The 18,183-nt window shown below is 70.0% G+C and carries 12 protein-coding genes and 3 pseudogenes; 11 read left to right on the top strand and 4 right to left on the bottom strand.

All coding sequences use genetic code 11. From position 1 onward, the window contains the following. Positions 1–79 precede the first annotated feature (79 nt). Positions 80–1,117, bottom strand: coding sequence for a phosphatase PAP2 family protein (locus ACWGDB_RS32905; RefSeq protein ID WP_453825788.1), 1,038 nt, complete (start codon positions 1,115–1,117; stop codon positions 80–82). A gap of 435 nt (positions 1,118–1,552) precedes the next feature. Between ACWGDB_RS32905 and ACWGDB_RS32900 the strand changes: the two genes are divergently transcribed. Together ACWGDB_RS32900 and ACWGDB_RS32895 are read left to right on the top strand one after the other, a co-directional pair. Next, the gene (locus tag ACWGDB_RS32900; protein WP_453825787.1) at positions 1,553–3,154 is read left to right on the top strand and encodes an MFS transporter; all 1,602 of its coding nucleotides are present in this window, start codon (positions 1,553–1,555) and stop codon (positions 3,152–3,154) included. A 127-nt stretch (positions 3,155–3,281) separates the two neighbouring features. Continuing rightward, complete coding sequence (locus ACWGDB_RS32895) at positions 3,282–4,472, top strand: acyl-CoA dehydrogenase family protein (protein ID WP_453825786.1); 1,191 nt, start codon at positions 3,282–3,284, stop codon at positions 4,470–4,472. A gap of 37 nt (positions 4,473–4,509) precedes the next feature. Here the strand turns inward: ACWGDB_RS32895 and ACWGDB_RS32890 are convergent, their stop codons facing one another. Next, positions 4,510–4,947, bottom strand: a complete 438-nt coding sequence (locus ACWGDB_RS32890) for a cell division protein SepF (protein WP_328882623.1) — start codon at positions 4,945–4,947, stop codon at positions 4,510–4,512. A gap of 321 nt (positions 4,948–5,268) precedes the next feature. Between ACWGDB_RS32890 and ACWGDB_RS32885 the strand changes: the two genes are divergently transcribed. The 5 genes and pseudogenes from ACWGDB_RS32885 to ACWGDB_RS32865 all read left to right on the top strand — a co-directional run bounded on the left by ACWGDB_RS32885 (position 5,269) and on the right by ACWGDB_RS32865 (position 10,885). After that, positions 5,269–6,516 carry a DUF5685 family protein gene (locus ACWGDB_RS32885; protein ID WP_453825785.1) on the top strand — a complete coding sequence of 416 codons (1,248 nt, stop codon included), beginning with the start codon at positions 5,269–5,271 and terminating at the stop codon, positions 6,514–6,516. Positions 6,517–6,587: 71 nt separating this feature from the next. After that, a pseudogene (locus tag ACWGDB_RS32880) lies at positions 6,588–7,369 on the top strand (DUF1684 domain-containing protein). A gap of 229 nt (positions 7,370–7,598) precedes the next feature. Further along, the gene (locus ACWGDB_RS32875) at positions 7,599–8,504 is read left to right on the top strand and encodes a S1 family peptidase (protein WP_383607571.1); all 906 of its coding nucleotides are present in this window, start codon (positions 7,599–7,601) and stop codon (positions 8,502–8,504) included. A gap of 155 nt (positions 8,505–8,659) precedes the next feature. Continuing rightward, positions 8,660–9,526, top strand: coding sequence for a slipin family protein (locus ACWGDB_RS32870; protein WP_453825791.1), 867 nt, complete (start codon positions 8,660–8,662; stop codon positions 9,524–9,526). Positions 9,527–9,802: 276 nt separating this feature from the next. Beyond that, positions 9,803–10,885 (top strand): S1 family peptidase, encoded by a 1,083-nt coding sequence (locus ACWGDB_RS32865; protein ID WP_383607572.1) that lies wholly within the window; start codon positions 9,803–9,805, stop codon positions 10,883–10,885. An 88-nt stretch (positions 10,886–10,973) separates the two neighbouring features. On the opposite strand, the gene ACWGDB_RS32860 is transcribed toward ACWGDB_RS32865, so the two are convergent. Next, positions 10,974–12,014, bottom strand: coding sequence for a DUF3533 domain-containing protein (locus ACWGDB_RS32860; protein WP_453825784.1), 1,041 nt, complete (start codon positions 12,012–12,014; stop codon positions 10,974–10,976). 738 nt (positions 12,015–12,752) lie between these two features. On the opposite strand from ACWGDB_RS32860, the gene ACWGDB_RS32855 reads away from it, so the two are divergent. From ACWGDB_RS32855 to ACWGDB_RS32840, 4 genes and pseudogenes are all read left to right on the top strand, one after another. Then, positions 12,753–16,205, top strand: coding sequence for a DNA polymerase III subunit alpha (locus ACWGDB_RS32855; protein ID WP_453825783.1), 3,453 nt, complete (start codon positions 12,753–12,755; stop codon positions 16,203–16,205). Between the two features lie 5 nt (positions 16,206–16,210). Further along, positions 16,211–17,191 (top strand): DNA polymerase Y family protein, encoded by a 981-nt coding sequence (locus ACWGDB_RS32850; RefSeq protein WP_453825790.1) that lies wholly within the window; start codon positions 16,211–16,213, stop codon positions 17,189–17,191. 122 nt (positions 17,192–17,313) lie between these two features. Next, a pseudogene (locus ACWGDB_RS32845) lies at positions 17,314–17,492 on the top strand (trehalase-like domain-containing protein); the annotation flags it as partial. Next, positions 17,491–17,748: pseudogene (locus ACWGDB_RS32840) on the top strand (hypothetical protein); the annotation flags it as partial. The pseudogenes ACWGDB_RS32845 and ACWGDB_RS32840, both read left to right, overlap by 2 nt. Before the next feature lie 17 nt (positions 17,749–17,765). On the opposite strand, the gene ACWGDB_RS32835 reads toward ACWGDB_RS32840, so the two are convergent. After that, positions 17,766–18,140, bottom strand: a complete 375-nt coding sequence (locus ACWGDB_RS32835; RefSeq protein ID WP_453825782.1) for a cupin domain-containing protein — start codon at positions 18,138–18,140, stop codon at positions 17,766–17,768. Positions 18,141–18,183: the final 43 nt, after the last annotated feature.

Raw genomic sequence — 18,183 nt, 5'->3', positions numbered from 1 at the left:
GCCCCGGTTCCTATGTCAGGAACCGGGGCCGTCGCCGTGCCGGGGTGGTTGTGTGTACCGAGCCCCGCTCTCCGGGCCGTCAGCCGCCCGTGAGAGGGCGGGCCGGCTGGGCCGGGCCGCGGGCGATGCGCTCCGTGTGCGGCGGGCGGCGGCTGCCGGCCGGGGTGACCGGGGTGCGCTCCCCGCGGGCCGTGTGCGGGCCGGGGGCCAGGTAGGCGGGCGGGTGGACGGTTGTCCGGGGCGAGTGGGCCGAGGGCGCCGCCTCGCGTGCCACGGCCTCGTCGTCGACGGCCACGTGGCGCGGCTTGAGCAGCACCGGAGCCTCGACCGGGGCGGTCGGCACCGCCACCGTGCCGGCCCGGCGCTCGCGCCAGCGGTCGCGCAGGTCGAAGATCCAGGCCTCGGAGCGGGCGATCAGCGGCTCGAACCACGGCAGGGCGAGCAGGATCAGCAGGCCCGCGGCCCAGCCGAGCAGCACATCGCTCAGCCAGTGCGTACCGAGGTACACGGTGGACAGGCCGACGCCCAGCGAGGTCACCGCCGACAGGGCCGACAGCCAGCGGCGCGCTCTCGGGGTCGAGGCCAGATAGGCCAGGATTCCCCAGGTCACCACGGCGTTGGCGGTGTGGCCGCTGGGAAATATATCGCCGCCGAGCCACATCTCGTTGGAGCCGACGGTCGTCGCGTAGTGCGGGCCGAGGCGGCCCATGCCGAGCTTGGCGGCACCCACCGTGACGTTCAGCAGCAGCAGGGAGACGCCGAGCGCGAGCAGCGGGCGCAGCGTGTGCTGCCGCCAGGAACGCCAGCCCAGCCAGGCCGCGACCATCACGGCGGTCGGGCCGCGCTGGCCGAGCACCACGTAGTAGTCGACGAAGGCGTGGATCTCGGCCCACTGCTGGTACGGGCGGAAGAACATGACCTGCCAGTCGAGCCGGACCAGCCACGAGGTGATGAGGATGGCCCACACGATGGCCACGTAGAAGGCCAGGGTCGAGGTGAACAGCACGACCCTGTGCCGCGTCATCCGCGGCACATCGATGTGGGCCGGGCGTTCCGGCTCCCGGTCCAGCCTGGCGAAGACCCGGTCCAGACGGGTCAGCTTTCGTTCGGTACACACCCAATCGACGTTACAGCGAGTGAGCGCAGTTCAACGGCGATTCCACGGCTTTGTGATGACGATGTGATGTGGGATTCCTCTCAGGGGGAGGTTTATTTCCTAGGAATCCCTAATCACCGAACGCTACATCCTTCAATTCCTTTGATCATTCTGTTGGTTCGTTTTTTACTGCTTATGAATTCGTTCACCGAATCATGGGGTGGAATTCCCCTGGAGCTCACCGCTCCGGGGTGGCGGATGTGGCGTACGCCACACGCGTACGTGTGGAGTCTGAGAGGTCCGCCACTCGGCACCGACGAGGACTCGCGTACTCTGACGAGTCACTCGCCCTTCGTTGCGCGGGCCGGAGACCACCGCTCCTCTCCGGCCGAGTCACGGGGAGTCCCCACCCCGTGTGCCCCGCCGAGGGCGAGGGAACATCTGGGAGGTACGTACATGTCCGGGACGACCACGGCTGCCGCTGCGCTGCGCCGTCGGGCGGCCGGGGCCGGTGCCAACCGCTGGGTCGTCCTCGTCGTCCTCTGTGTCAGCCTGCTGCTCGTCGCGGTCGACGCGACCGTGCTGCACGTGGCGGTGCCGGCTGTCACCGAGGACCTCAGGCCCGGCGCGATAGAGCTGCTCTGGATCGTCGACATCTATCCCCTGGTCTGCGCCTCGCTGCTGATTCTCTTCGGCACGCTCGGTGACCGGGTGGGCCGCAGACGGGTCCTGCTCCTGGGGTACGGCCTCTTCGGCGTCGCCTCCGGCCTCGCGGCCCTCGCACACGACCCACAGGTACTGATCCTGGCCCGCGCCCTGCTCGGGGTCGGCGGCGCGATGATCATGCCCGCGACCCTGTCGATCCTGCGCCAGGTCTTCCCCGACCGGCGCGAGCGGGCCCTCGCCATCGGCATCTGGAGCGCCGTCGCCGCCGTCGGCGCGGCGGTCGGACCGCTGCTCGGCGGCTTCCTCCTGGAGCACTTCTGGTGGGGCTCGGTCTTCCTCGTCAACATCCCGCTGATGCTGATCAGTCTTCCGGTGGGACGCCTGCTGCTGCCCGAGTCGAAGGGTGACGGCAAGGGCCCCTGGGACGTGGTCGGCGCGCTGCTCGCGGCGGGCGGGCTGTTCGGCATGGTGCTGGGCGTCAAGCGGCTCGGCGGCGGAGAGCCGGTGGGCAGCCTGTTCACCGTGGTGCCGCTGGTGCTCGGTGTGGTGCTGCTGGTCCTCTTCGTACGACGGCAGCGACGGCGGGCGTACCCGCTGGTCGACCTCGGGATGTTCGCGCGGCCCGCGTTCAGTACCTCGGTCGGGTGCATCGTGCTGGCGATGCTCGCCCTCGTCGGGCTCGAGCTGATCGCGGCGCAGTATCTGCAGCTGGTGCTGGGCCTGTCACCCCTGGAGACAGGGCTGCGGCTGCTGCCGCTGACCTTCGCCGCGATGGCGGCCGGGCTGGCCGGCGCGCGGATGCTGCGGAGGTTCGGGCCACGGCGCATGGTGTGCGCCGGGTTCTGTGTGACGGCCGTCGCGGTTCTGCTGCTCACGGCGATGGGCGGCGAGGACAACCCCGGCCTGCTGCTGTTCGGGTTCGTGCTGCTGGGCTTCGGCCTGGAGACGACGCTCTTCGGGGCGTACGAGTCGATGCTGAGCGAGGCTCCGCAGGAGCAGGCCGGCGGGGCGGCGGCGATCGGCGAGACGTCGTACCAGCTGGGCGCCGGCATCGGCATCGCGCTGCTCGGCAGCGTGATGAACGCGGCGTACGCCCCCGGGCTGACGGCCGTGCCGGGTGTTCCGGCGTCGGCCTCCACGGCCGCTTCGCACTCGCTGGGTGAGGCGTACGAGGTCGCCGCCCAGCTGGGCGGGTCGGCGGGGGTCGCCCTGCGCCATGCGGCGCAGAACGCCTTTGTGCACGGGCTGCATGTGACGTTGCTGGTGAGTGCGGGGCTGTTGCTGCTGGGCGCGGTGATGGCGTTGCGGTTGCCGCGGGTCATGCAGTGCGATGCGCCGACCGTGGAGTTGCCCAAGCCGAGGGAAGTCGCGGAGTCCCGCGTCTCCGCCTGACGAGCCCTGGCCTCTCGGTGCCGCTGTAACCGGGAGTCGTACTGGACGTGCACCGCACCGCGTCGTAGCGTCAGGGCCGAGCCGTGACTAGCGGCGCTAGTTTTAGTCGTTGCCGGAGGGTGTTCCCATGTCCGCGTCCTCGAAGTTGCCCCCGTTCGACCCCGCCGACCCCCTCGGCGTCGACGACCTCCTGGAGCCCGAGGATCTGGCGATTCGGAGCACCGTGCGGCAGTGGGCCGCGGATCGGGTGCTGCCGTACGTGGCCGACTGGTACGAGAAGGGCGAGCTGCCGGAGATCCGTGAGCTGGCCCGGGAGCTCGGGGAGATCGGTGCGCTCGGGATGTCGCTGAGCGGCTACGGCTGCGCCGGCGCCTCCGCCGTGCAGTACGGGCTCGCCTGTCTGGAGCTGGAGGCCGCCGACTCCGGCATCCGGTCCCTCGTCTCCGTGCAGGGGTCCCTCGCCATGTACGCCATCCACCGGTTCGGCAGCGAGGAGCAGAAGCAGCGGTGGCTGCCGCGCATGGCCTCCGGCGAGGTCATCGGGTGCTTCGGGCTGACGGAGCCGGACCACGGGTCCGACCCGGCGTCCATGCGGACCTACGCCAAGCGTGACGGGTCCGACTGGGTGCTCACCGGGCGCAAGATGTGGATCACCAACGGGTCCGTCTCCGGCGTCGCCGTCGTGTGGGCGCAGACCGACGAGGGGATCCGCGGGTTCGTCGTGCCGACCGACAGCGCCGGGTTCTCCGCTCCGGAGATCAAGCACAAGCTGTCGCTGCGCGCCTCCGTCACCAGTGAGCTGGTCATGGACGACGTACGGCTGCCCGCCGATGCCGTGCTTCCCGATGTCGTCGGGCTGAAGGGGCCGCTCAGCTGTCTCTCGCACGCCCGGTACGGGATCGTGTGGGGAGCCATGGGTGCGGCGCGGTCCTGTTTCGAGGCCGCTGTCGACTACTCGAAGTCGCGGGAGCAGTTCGGCCGGCCGATCGGGGGCTTCCAGCTCACCCAGGCCAAGCTCGCCGACATGGCGCTCGAACTGCACAAGGGGATTCTGCTCGCCCACCATCTGGGGCGGCGCATGGACGCCGGCCGCCTGCGTCCCGAACAGGTCAGCTTCGGCAAGCTCAACAACGTCCGCGAGGCCATCGACATCTGCCGTACGTCACGGACGATCCTCGGTGCCAACGGGATCTCGCTCGAATACCCCGTGATGCGGCACGCGACCAACCTCGAATCGGTGCTCACCTATGAGGGCACCGTCGAGATGCACCAGCTCGTTCTGGGCAAGGCACTCACCGGGCTCGACGCCTTCCGCTGAACCCCACCAGGGGGCAGGGCCGATGAGCGGCCCTGCCTCAGCTCTGGTTGTAGAAGCCGTCCGAACGGTGAGCCGACGCCTCCCCGCTGATGATCTCCGTGTCGGCCGGAGTCAGCAGGAACACGCGGTTGGACACGCGGTCGATCGAACCGCGCAGACCGAAGATGAGCCCCGCCGCGAAGTCGACGACACGCTTGGCGTCGGCCGGCTCCATGGCCGTGAGGTTCATGATGACCGGGACCCCGTCCCGGAACAGCTCGCCGATGGCGCGGGCGTCCCGGAAGCTGTCCGGGGTGACCGTGCCGATCCGGCGGCCCTTCTCCTCGGCGACGTCCGTGGCCACCTTGACCCTCGGGTCGGTGACCCAGGCATCCCCGGGCTCGGTCCCTTCGGAGTAGTCGTCGTCGTAGTAACGCTCGTCATCGTTGTCGTCAACGAGGCCCAGCCAGGCACTCGCCTTGCGCACCGATCCCATGGACGCCTCCTCTCACAGCGGTCTTCTTACATTCCGCATCCCTATGGTCATCCATGATGCGGACGTCGCGCCAAGTGGATAGACGCCGCGCGGGGGGTTTGTGACGGTACTGGTGCACAGCGAATACGTCGAGAGCCCGTGTCCCCCAAGGGGCATGCCACGTACGGCTGCTGACTGTGAGTGAAATATGATTCTTCACGGCGTATGGGTGATGCGAGGTGCGTACGGGTGAACGAGTCGGCCCTGGCGATCTGTGCCACGGTCGGTACGATGCGGCAGCTCAGCGTCGTTGCGGCGTCGTAAGAACCACGGGGGGACATCGTGTTCGGAATGGTCAGGCCCTGTCGTCATCGGCTCGGAGACCAGCTCACCGGTCAATGGATGGCGCATTTGTGCGGGTTGTGCCTCTCGCTGCGTGGGGACCACGGTCAGTTCGCGCGGATCGTGACGAACTACGACGGGCTCCTTATCTCCGTTCTGACGGAGGCTCAAGCCGAAAAGGACAGCGGATTGCGGCGTACGGCGGGACCGTGCCCGCTGCGCGGGATGCGCACCGCGTCCGTGGCACAGGGTGAGGGCGCCCGGCTCGCCGCCGCCGTCTCGCTGGTGCTGGCCTCGGCCAAGGTGCGTGACCATGTGGCCGACGGGGACGGGCTGCTGGCCCGCAGGCCGCTGGCGCTCGCCGCCCGCCGGGTGGCCACCGGGTGGGGTGCCGCGGGTGCGCGCAGCGGCTCGGCGGTCGGGTTCGACACCGCCGTACTGGTCGACGCCGTGGACCGGCAGGTCGGCATCGAGGCGCTCGCCGGGCCCGGGACGCCGATCCTCGCGGTCACCGAGCCGACCGAGACGGCGACCGCCGCCGCCTTCGCCCACACCGCGATCCTGGCCGGACGTCCGGACAACGCCGAACCGCTCGCCGAGGCCGGGCGCCTCTTCGGACGGCTGGCGCACCTCCTGGACGCCGTGGAGGACCAGGCGGCCGACGCCGCGGCGGGTGCGTGGAACCCGCTGACGGCCACGGGAACCTCGCTCGCCGAGGCGCGGCGGCTCGCCGACGACGCCGTGCACGGGGTGCGGCTGGCGCTGCGCGAGGCCGAGTTCTCCGACGCCAAGCTCGCGCACCTGCTGCTCGTGCACGAACTGCGGCGCTCGGTGGACCGGGCGTTCGGCACGGTGCCGACCTGCGCGTCCCATCAGCCGGGGCCGTACGGTCAGCCGCATCAGCACGGACAGGGACACGGGCAGGGGCCCGGGCCGTACGGGGCGCCGCAGCACCCGTACGGCGGGCAGCACCCGTACGCGGGCGGGAACCCGTACGCCGGTGGTGGGGGAGCGCCCGGCGGCGGCGGCGGTGGTGGCGGTGGCTTCGGCGGGTTCGGTGGTGGGCCGGCGCCCCAGCCGCGCGGGCGGCGTGGGTTCTGGGCCGGCTGCGGGATGTTCTGGCTGCTGTGCTGCACCTGCAAGCTGTGCTGCGCGAAGGAGTACGAGGGCCCGTGGTCCCGTAAGAAGCGCGAGGGCTGCTGCCGTGACTGCGACTGCGGCGACTGCTGCCCCTGCGACGGCTGCTAGGTACCAGGGCTCCTAAGGAGGGGCGGCACCCGATATCGGGGATTTCACTCCGGTATGGAAGGGGTGACGACATGACCCCTGACTCGGTCGACGCCTGGCAGCAGTGGCACGAGCATCGCGTCGCGTCGGTCGCGGCGCCCTACGGGCCGCTCGCGCTGACCGGGACCCACTGGCTGGAGGGCTATCCGGAGAGGCGACTTCCGGACATCCCCGGGGCATGGGCGCCGGCGGTGACGAGGTCGTCCTCACAGCCGCCGAGGCGGACGGGCTGACCTTGGACGGGCAGCCCTTCGAGGGTGCGGTCGGGCTCGTGGCCGATCCCGGGCCGGCGAGCGGGGCGCGCGTGGCGTACGGGGAGCGCATACTGGTCGTGTTGAGGCGCGACGGGGCGTGGGGCGTACGCGACTTCGACCCCGCCTACGAGGCGCGCCGGGTGTTCCGGGGCATCGAGGCCACGCCGTACGATCCACGCTGGTCGGCGCCGGGGCACCTCACGCCGTACGGCGAGGACCGGACCGTGCGGGTCGGGAACGTCGACGGGCGGCGGCGCGGTCTCGGACTCGGCGGAGAACTGGCGTTCGCCCTGGACGGGCAGGAGTTCACGCTTCAGGTCACCGTCGAGGGCGACGGCTCGCTGTGGGCCGTCTTCGCCGACGCGACCAGCGGCGTCGGCAGTTACCGCTTCCGGTTCCTGCGGCCCGCCGCGCCCGACGCCGACGGCCGTACGACGGTCGACTTCAATCGTGCCCTGCTGCCGCCGTGCGCCTTCGCCGACCACTTCGTGTGCCCCTTCCCGCCACCGGGGAACACCCTCGGACTCGCGATCCCGGCGGGGGAGCGCAACCTGCGCTGAGGTGCCGAGAGCGGGCTGACCGGGACAGGGACGGTCAACTCGCACAGATCGTTCAAAGATTGACGGCCGAAAGGCGCCCTTGCGGCTACCCGCCGTTCGGCCGAATACTCCCCCTCAGCGCTTGTCAGGGGCACGGCATGTTCGGAATCCGGACATTCTGGCCGTTTGACTGCGCCTCACGGGCCCCGACCCCACGCGGGCCCCCGACTTCCCTTGGAGGGAACGAAACGTGAGGATCGAGCGCACCACCCCCCGCAGTGGCATTGCGAGACGGACCCGGCTGATCGCCGTATCCACCGGCCTCGTGGCTGCAGCCGCGATCGCGATCCCCAACGCGACCGCCGCGGAGACTCCCGACACCTTCAGCGCCGCCCAGCTCAAGAGCGCCAGTGGCTCCGTACTGAAGGCCGACATCCCGGGCACCGCCTGGGCCGTCGACAGCAAGACCAACCGCGTCACGGTGACCGTGGACTCCACGGTCTCGCAGGCGGAGATAGCGAAGATCAAGGAGCAGGCCGGCACCAACGCCGACGCGCTCACGATCAAGCGCACCGCCGGAAAGTTCAGCAAGTTCATCCAGGGCGGCGACGCCATCTATGCGAGTAGCTGGCGCTGCTCGCTCGGCTTCAACGTCCAGGACAGCAGCGGCAACCAGTACTTCCTGACCGCCGGCCACTGCACCGACGGTGCGGGCACCTGGTACTCCAACTCCGGCCGCACCACGGTCATCGGCTCGACCGCCGGCTCCAGCTTCCCGGGCAACGACTACGGCATCGTGCGGTACTCCGGTTCCGTCAGCCGGCCCGGCACCGCGAACGGCGTGGACATCACCCGCGCGGCCACGCCGAGCGTCGGCACCACCGTCATCCGTGACGGCTCCACCACCGGTACGCACAGCGGCCGGGTCACCGCCCTCAACGCGACCGTCAACTACGGCGGCGGCGACATCGTCGGCGGCCTGATCCAGACCACCGTCTGCGCCGAGCCCGGCGACTCCGGCGGTTCGCTCTACGGCAGCAACGGCACCGCGTACGGTCTGACCTCCGGCGGCAGCGGCAACTGCAGCTCCGGCGGCACGACCTTCTTCCAGCCGGTGACCGAGGCCCTCAGCGCGTACGGCGTCAGCGTCTACTGACACCTCGGTTCGGCCTGAACGGCAGCCGGCAGCATGTGAGCCCCCGCACGCAACTCTCGTGCGGGGGCTCGCCCTTGTTCCCGTGCCGGGGTTACCGTCGATGCGCAGGCAGTACTCCCCTGTAGTGCGCCCACGTCGGACCCTGGGGGTCGGTGATGGTCGAGGAGCTGGTGGCGGCGGGAGTGACGCTCGCGTTCGCCGGTGTGGTCTATGTGGCGGCGGCCGCGCGGGTCGTCAAGCAGTACGAACGGGGCGTGGTCTTCCGCCTCGGAAAGCTCCGGCCCCAAGTGCGCGGGCCCGGGTTCACGATGATCGTTCCGGCCGTCGACAAGCTGCGCAAGGTGAACATGCAGATCGTGACGATGCCCGTGCCCGCGCAGGAGGGCATCACGCGGGACAACGTCACCGTGCGGGTCGACGCCGTCGTCTACTTCAAGGTGACCTCGCCGGCCGAGGCGGTCGTACGGGTGGAGGACTACCGGTTCGCGGTCTCGCAGATGGCGCAGACGTCGCTGCGGTCGATCATCGGCAAGAGCGAGCTGGACGATCTGCTGTCCAACCGCGAAAAGCTCAACCAGGGGCTGGAGTTGATGATCGACAGCCCGGCGGTGGAGTGGGGCGTGACGATCGACCGGGTGGACATCAAGGACGTGTCGCTGCCCGAGACCATGAAGCGGTCGATGGCCCGGCAGGCGGAGGCCGACCGGGAGCGGCGGGCGCGGGTGATCAACGCCGACGCGGAACTCCAGGCCTCCAAGAAGCTGGCGGAGGCGGCACATCAGATGGCCGATGCGCCGGCGGCCCTTCAGCTTCGGTTGCTGCAGACGGTGATGGCGGTGGCGGCCGAGAAGAACTCCACGCTGGTTCTTCCGATTCCGGTGGAGTTGTTGCGATTTCTGGAGAAGGGGACGCAGGTGCCGGCGGAGGCCGCCGGTGCGCAGCGGACCGTGCAGGAGGAACTTCCGCCCCTCGAACCGCGCTTGGACTCGGACCCGGGAGGGTCGATTTCAAGACAGGAGTAGACCTCACGCGCTGCGTATGGTTCCCTCGCTTGCAGTGTTTGCTGTGCGAATAGGCCCCGCGTGACTGTGCACGGTCAAGGTGGCGGGGGCGTGCAACCGTGTTCTACGCGCGTCCTGAAGTCGACCTTGTGCGCTCCCTGTGGGCCTAGGAATAGTGAGCGTTGTTCAACCGGCACGGGCGTGGCTTTTGTTGTGAGTCGCCTCCGTAGCCGTACGCCTTCCGGTTCGTGAGGTCCCCACAACCTCTCGGGCCGACCCCCCACAGGAGGACGTGAGTTGAAGCACCGACGCATACCCAAGCGGCGTGCAGCCGTGGCAGGTGCGGGCATCGCCGCACTGGTTGCCGCGGGAGTGACCTTGCAGAGTGCGAACGCGAGTGAGTCGCCTGAGGCGTCCGCGCCGAAGACCCTCTCGGTCGGCGCGGCCGGAAAGCTCGCCTCGACGCTCGCCAAGGACCTCGGCGCCGACGCCGCCGGTACCTACTACGATGCGCAGACCAAGAGCCTTGTCGTGAACGTCCTCGACGAGGTCGCCGCCGATGCCGTCGAGGCCGCCGGCGCCAAGGCCAGAGTCGTCGAGAACTCGCTCGCCGAGCTGAAGAGCGCCCGTACGACGCTCAAGCAGGACGCGACCATCCCCGGCACCGCCTGGGTGACGGACCCGGCGACCAACAAGGTCATCGTCACCGCTGACCGCACGGTCTCCAAGGCCGAGTGGACCAAGCTCGGCAAGGTCGCCGACGGGCTGGGTGCCACGGTCGAGCTCAAGCGGTCGAAGGGGGAGTTCAAGCCCTTCATCGCGGGTGGTGACGCCATCACCGACGGCAGCGGCCGTTGCTCGCTCGGCTTCAACGTCGTCAAGGGCGGCGAGCCGTTCTTCCTGACCGCCGGGCACTGCACCGAGGGCATCACGAACTGGTCGGACTCCGAGGGCAACGCGCTCGGCACCAACGAGACGTCCAGCTTCCCGGACAACGACTACGGTCTGGTGAAGTACACCGGCGAGGTCGACCACCCGAGCGAGGTCAACCTCTACAACGGGTCCACGCAGGCCATCAGTGGCGCCGCCGAGGCCACCGTCGGCATGGAGGTCACCCGGAGCGGTTCGACCACCCAGGTGCACGACGGCAAGGTCACCGGACTGGACGCCACCGTGAACTACGGCAACGGTGACATCGTCAACGGGCTGATCCAGACCGACGTCTGCGCCGAGCCCGGCGACAGTGGCGGCTCGCTGTTCTCCGGCGACAAGGCGATCGGCCTCACGTCCGGGGGCAGCGGTGACTGCACCTCCGGTGGGGAGACGTTCTTCCAGCCGGTGACCGAGGCGCTGTCGGCCACGGGTACCGAGATCGGCTGACGCTTCGTCGCTTTTGTTGAGCCCCGTCCCTCTTGTGAGGGGCGGGGCTCTTCGCCGTGTGCGTGCAGAGTGGTGGGGCCCTGTGCCTCTACGGCGTCTTGGTTCCGCCTGTCCGCAGTTTCGCCGCCAGGAGTGTGATCGCGGTTCCTGCTGCTGCCCATGCCGAGAGGACCAGTAGCGACGCGGTGGTGTCGTTGCCCTTGAAGTAGGCGATCGAGCGGGTGGCCCAGGTGCCCGCGCCCGGAGGCAGGGCCGGGCCGATGTCCCTCCAGAACGGTGGGAGCAGCGGGGGTGGCAGGGCGCCGCCCGCGCTCGGGTTGCCCAGGATCACCACGATCAGGATGACCAGGCCGATGCCGGCCATGCCGAAGATGGCCTGGAAGGCGAGAGTGGCCGCGCCCACCGCGAAGATGATCAGGGCGCCCACGCCCCAGAGGGCGGCGAGGCTGCCCGGCAGCGCGCCCAGGATCGGACCGATGATCAGGGCGCCGCCCAGGCCGCCGACGACCGCCACGAGGGCCATGGCGATGAGGCGGATCACCGAGCGTCTCGGTGTGGGGCGGCCGGCGCCCGAGCTGATCGTCATGATCGACGCGCAGAGGTAGCCGCCCACGCACCAGCCCACGGTCGCGTAGAAGGACGTGAGCCCGTTGGCGTCGTGCCGGTCGGCCGGTGCCACGTCGATGGTGCGCAGGGTGCGTGCCTCGGATCTCTCCAGGGTGGCGACCAGGGACTCCAGGGTGGCGGCCAGCACCCTTCCGCCTCCGGTGGCGACCAGGAGGGTGTCGGTGGTGCTGTTCGGGTCGATCAGCAGGGCACCGTCGATCTCGCGGTTCAGGATCTGCTTCCTTGCCGCCGCGGCATCGGCCACCACGCGCGGGTCCAGGGGGTCGCCGGGCAGGTTCTCGAGCCGGTCCACCGTCTGCTGGGCGGCGACCTCGGGTGCCACGACTCCCAGCGGCACGTTCTTGGGTTTCGGGTCGTGGAGCGCGCCCACGTAGGAGGCGATGAAGAGCAGAGCGAGGCCGACGACGCCGGTCACGAGCAGCGTGGCCCGCGGGGTGACGGCGTCCTTCACCTCGGCGAGGAAGGGGCTGCGGGAGGTGTCGGCGCCGGGGGTCTGCGTCATGCCCCCACAGTCCGGGTGACCAGGCGTTTGTGCAGGTGGGAGGCGGCCGAACGGATGTCGCGCGAATGTTCGAGAACGGTCCGCGAGGCTTCGCCTCGGTCGCGATCCGATCCCCTGGAGTGAGCTGGAACAGGGGCTGTGGCTCTGCAGGACACCCGCTGACTCGGACTCTGCAGGCGGGGCGGTGGTGGCCCGGATCCTCGACGGTGCGTTGTTTGTGCAACATCCCGCACGCTCGGACCGCAGGCGAGCCGCCGACTGGGCGCTGCGTACGGCGCGGGGTGGCCGTGCGTGCGCCGACGGCCCGTCGCAGCAGCTAGTGCCCCTCTGTCTTGCGGCGCACGCGGATTGCTTGTCCGGGCGCGGGTGTGCGCATAAGTAGGCAGTCGGCCGAGCGGACGGCGCCGTGAACCCCACAGGGTGGCGGGGACCGATCCGCGAGCGTTCCCTTACGGAAAGTGTCGATCGCGATGCAATCCGTTACGGGTGTGCCGTCCCGAGCGTTCGAACGGCTGCGCGCGATGCGAGCTGCGGAGGCAATTTCCCTCAACTGCCCCGCCTGGCTGGGGAGCTGGCGGAGTGGTGTGTGTTCGGACGTCGATCACTCCCTCGATAAATCGATGACTTGTTCGAATGTGGGTCGCTGACCGGGGCTGATGAGGTTAGAGTAATCGAACGAGCGTACGATGGACGTATCGGGTGTATGGCCGAAAAGGGGTGGAGTGATGGAGGTGCGGCATGGAGGGTTTCGCCCACGTGCACGTCGCGTCCGGTTACTCCCTGCGCTACGGCGCCTCCCATCCCGAGCAGCTCGCCCGGCGGGCGGCCGAGCGAGGCATGTCCGCGCTCGCGCTCACCGACCGGGACACGGTCACCGGCGCCGTGCGGTTCGCACGGGCATGCGCGAAGGAAGGGGTCCGGCCCCTCTTCGGCGTCGACCTGGCGGTGGAAGCTCTTGCGCCTCCGCCGCCCGCCCAGCGGCGCCGCACCCCGGTGCGTGGCGGTGCGCATGTAGTCGAGCCGCCGCTGCGATTCGTGCTGCTCGCGCAGAACCGGGCGGGATGGGCGCGGCTGTGCCGCATCACCTCGGCCGCCCATGTCGGCGCCCTGTCCGGCACGCCGCCGGTGGTGCCGTGGGAGGCGCTGCGCGAGTACGGCGGCCCGGGGTTGACCGTGCTGCTCGGGCCGCTCTCGGAGCCGGTGCGGGCGCTGTCGGTGGGCCGGGAGGACGTCGCGGTGAAGCTGCTGGCGCCGTGGCAGGAGATATTTGGCAGGGGAATCAGGCTGGAAGTTGCTGTGCATAAACGTTTCAGCATCGGGCCTGGATCGCTTCGGCTGGCTGCCCGGACCCTGGCGCTGGCCGATCGCACCCGAACCACCGCCGTGCTCTCCAACGCTGTCCGCTACGCCGATCCCGAACAACATCGACTCGCTGATGTCCTGGACGCCGCGAGGCTGCTGCGACCGATCGACTGGCGTCGCCTGGACAGCGGGCAGCGCTGGCTCAAGGACGAGCGGGGGATGGCGGCCGTCGCACGGATGGTCGCCGAGTGCGCCGGAGCGGATGTTCGGCGGGCACGGCGCCTGATGGCGGACACCGCCGCCACGGCGGCCGCATGCACAGTCGATCCCGCGGCCGACCTCGGGCTCGGCGCCCGGCACTTCCCGGAACCGGCGCTCTTCGGCGCCGGCCCCGGAGCGAGCGGGGCCGCACAGTTGCTGCGCCGGCAGTGCGAGGAGGGGCTGGCCCGGCGCGGCCTGGACCGTGACAGGGCGGCGCTCGACCGGCTGGACGAAGAGCTCAAGGTGATCTCCGAGCTGAACTACGACTCGTACTTCCTCGCCGTCGGCCAGGTCGTCGCCGACATCCGGGCCAAGGGCATCCGGGTCGCCGCCCGCGGCTCCGGCGCCGGATCGATGGTCTGCCACGCGCTGGGCATCGCCACCGCCAACCCGCTCGACCACCGCCTGCTGTTCGAACGCTTCCTCAGCGTGCGCCGGGCCTCGCTGCCCGACATCGACATCGACGTGGAGTCCGCCCGACGGCTGGAGTGCTACGACACGATCTTCGAACGGTTCGGCAAGGAGCGGGTGGCGGTCACCGCGATGCCCGAGACCTACCGGGCGCGCCGGGCCCTGAGGGACACCGGTCTTGCGCTGGGGATCGCGCCGGCGGAGGTCGACCGGATCGCCAAGAGCTTCCCGCATCTGAGGGCCGCCGACATCACCGGCGCGCTCGCCGAACTGCCCGAGCTACGGCAACTGGCGGGCGAGGCGGGCCGGTACGGGCCGCTGTGGGAGCTCGCTGAGGGCCTCGACTCCCTGGTCCACGGCATGGCCATGCATCCCTGCGGCGTGGTCATCAGCGACGCCACCCTCCTGGACCGGCTGCCGGTGCAGCCCACCCCGCAGGGCGACTACCCCATGGCCATGGCGGCGAAAGAGGAGATCGAGGCGCTGGGCAACATCAAACTCGACGTCCTGGGCGTGCGGATGCAGTCCGCGATGGCACACGCCGTCACCGAGATCGAACGCACCACCGGCAACCACTTCGACCTCGACAACCCTGAGCAGGTGCCGCTCGACGACGTTTTCGCGTTCAAGCTCATCCAGGAGAGCCGGACCCTGGGTTTGTTTCAACTCGAGTCGCCTGGCCAGCAAGATCTTTTGTCCCGACTGCAGCCACGCGATCCGCAGGACGTCATCGCCGACATCAGTCTCTTCCGGCCGGGTCCGGTCGCGGGCGGCATGCCCGAGCGGTACATCGCCGCCCGCCACGGCGGCAGACCGACGTACGCCCACCCGGATCTGGAGCCGGTCCTCGCTGACACCTACGGCGTGACCATCTGGCACGAGCAGATCATCGAGACCCTGTCGGTGATGACCGGCTGCGACCGAGCTTTCGCGGAGATCACCCGGCGAGCGCTTGGCGAGAAGGATCAACTGCCCAGGATCAAGGCCTGGTTCCACAAGTCGGCAGGCGCGCGTGGCTACAGCGTGGCCGTGCGGGACGAGGTCTGGAAGACCGTCGAGGCTTTCGGCGCGTACGGCTTCTGCCGCGCGCACGCGGTCGCTTTCGCCGTACCGGCGCTGCAGAGTGCCTGGCTCAAGGCGCACTACCCGGCGTTCCTGCTGGCGGGGCTTCTCGAACACGATCCCGGGATGTGGCCCAAGCGGGTCCTCGTCTCCGACGCCCGCCGGGGCGGCGTGCAGGTGCTGCCCGTCGACGTCAACAACTCCCGGGTGCGGCACACCGTGGAGAAGGCCGACGGGGAGCAGTGGGGTGTGCGGCTGGCGTTGTCCGCGGTGCACGGCATCAGTGAGGACGAGTGCGCGCGGATCGAGGAGAGCCAGCCGTACGGATCGCTGTCGGACTTCTGGCAGCGGGCCCGTCCCAGCAGGCCGGTCGCCGAGCGTCTGGCGGAGATCGGCGCCCTGAACTGCCTGCACGACGGCCGGCTCACCCGGCGTGATCTGCTGCTCCAGATCGCGGAGTTGCACCGGCAGTCCCGGACCGGGTCAGCGCACGAGGGGCAACTGCCCATCGTCGCGGGCGCGATCGGCGGGGCGGAGCCGAGCGGGCTGCCGGAGATGACCGGGCGAGAGGCGCTGAGCGCCGAGCTGAGCACCCTTGGCATCGATGTCTCCAAGCATCTGATGGAGCACCATCACCGGCTGCTGCGCGAGATCGGCGCCACCGATGCGGCGCATCTGGCCGGGATGCGGGCCGGTCAGCAGGTACTCGTCGCGGGTGTGCGGGCATCGACCCAGACGCCGCCGATCGCGAGCGGCAAGCGGATCATCTTCGTCACGCTGGAGGACGGGTCCGGCCTGGTAGACCTGGCCTTCTTCGAGGACTCCCACCCGGCCTGCGCGCACACCGTCTTCCACAGCGGGCTGCTGCTGGTGCGCGGCACGGTCCAGGTGCGCGGCACCCGCCGTACCGTCGTCGGCTCCATGGCCTGGGACCTGGACGAGATCGCCGCCGCCCGCCGGGACAACGGCCCCGAGGCCGCGCTCGCCCTCCTCGGCGAGAGCCGTCCGCATCCGACTCCCGCCCAGCCGCAGCGCACCCTGGTCGACGGCACCGCGGGCGCACGGCTGCATCCGTACGCCGACCTCCAGCCGGCCGGCACCCGTTCCGCTGACCTGAAGAAGTTCGGCCACCGAAGCCCGGGGAGCGCGGGATGAGCGGGATGAGTACACGTCAGCGGCACATCGCCCACCTCCATCTGCACGCGGGGCTGACCGAGGATCAGTACGGCGAAATAGTCGAACTGATGTCTGGTGTCACTCCTCACGTCCAAGCTGTCCCGCCCAACGCCGTCCAGCTGGACCTGACTTCGGCGCTCAGATACTTCGACCTTCCCGCCTACGACGTCGTGCAACTGGCGAAGCTCAGGCTGAAGGCCCTCTACGGCATCGACAGCAGCGCAGGGCTCGCGGGCAATCGCATGCTGGCGGCCATGGCGGCCGACGCGTCCGCGCCGGGCGAGACCACCTGGGTCCCCGCCAATCGTGTGGCCGACTGGCTGTACCCGCGGCCCGTCACCGCGCTGCCCGGAGTCGGGCGCACCATGACGGAAACGCTGCACAGATACGGCCTGCACACCATCGGCCAGATCACCGACCTGCCTTCGGTCGCCTTGCAGCGGCTCCTCGGCGCCGGCCAGGCACGGATGCTGACCGAACGCGCCCGCGGCCACGACCCCCGCCCGGTCACCCCTTCGGAGCCGGCAGCGCATCTGATCGCCGACCGCGTGCTGGAGCGGGACTGCCTCGACCCCGCACAGCACCACCGCGCAGTTCTGGGACTTGCCGACCAGATCGGCCAACGCCTGCGAGGCGAAAGCCAGATTGCGAGCCGACTCACCCTCACGGTGCGGTACGCCGACCGCAGCTCCACCACACGTACCCGCACCCTGCCGGAACCCACCAATCACTCGCCCGCCCTCGCCACGACTGTGCTGAGCCTGCTGGCAGGTCTCGGATTGCAGCGAGCGAGAGTACGCGCCTTCGTGATCCGCGCAGACGACCTGCTGCCAACGGGCAGGGCCTATCGCCAGCTCTCCTTGGACCCCGGCGATGCCCGCGCCCGCGCGGCTGAAGCCGCCGCAGACCGCGCCCGTCGGCGCTTCGGACCGGAGGCTGTACGTCCAGCCGCTCTGGCGAACTGACCGCTTGCACCTCCGTCCGGGCTGGCCCTTCGGTCAGATTGGGCCGTTCGAGGTTCCGAGAGGCGGCCGCATATGACCTGTCAGACAGTGGATCGCGTCGACACCTCAGGGATTGGACGCTCATGGACCGCGTTCCACCCATCGCCAACCACACGGTCTGGTGGGCGACCTGCAGACCGCCGCCCTGGTGTCCTACGAGGGCGTGGTGAACTGGTTCTGCTCGCCGCGGTTCGACTCGCCGAGTGTCTTCGCCTCGCTGCTCGATCACGACCGCGGCGGGTATTTCCGGCTTGCACTGGACCTTGAAGGAGCCGACGGCCCACTCGCCGGCGCTGACCAGGGCGGCGTACGACATGTACGAGGCTCTCGGTCTCCAGCGCCCCCGCGTCCGCGCCCTCGCCCTGCGCGCCGAGGGCCTCGACCCCGCCGAGCGGGCCTCCTGCCGGCTCACCTTCGACCCGCTCGACGAGAAGGCCCGCCGCATCGAGGAGGTCGCGGACCGCGCGCGGGCGAAGTTCGGGCCGTATGCGGTGATGCCGGGGTCGCTGGCCGCTTGACTCCCCTGGTGCGGGCGTCAGTTGGCCCAGGGCGGCGTGATGCGTGTGCCGTCGGCCAGCTCCGCCGTCAGGCCGATGGAGGTGGTGACCCAGGTGACGGCGGTCCGCCCGGCCGGGTTCTCGACGGTCAGGGTCGCGCCCGGGTTGATGATCAGGGTGTCGCCCGCCGTGATCCGGTCCGTGCGATCGTCGAGCGTGACCAGCAACTCGCCGTCGAGCAGATGGAGGATCTCCTCCCGGTTGACGGTGTGCGCCGGCGCCTTGGTCCCGGCCGGGATCTCGCCGCGCCAGGCGCACAGCTCTTTGCTGCCGGTGCCGGGGGTGGCGTACGAGACGAAACGGGCGCCGTGGATTTCGTGGGCGACGGCTTCGGCCGCGCGGATCACGGGCATGGGTGCCTCCTTGGAGTAGATGGTCAATCAGCTTGACCATACG

This window comes from Streptomyces sp. NPDC055013 (assembly GCF_053608645.1).
Note: the sequence above shows the minus strand (reverse complement) of the source record. Positions and strands in the feature narration are given on the sequence as shown.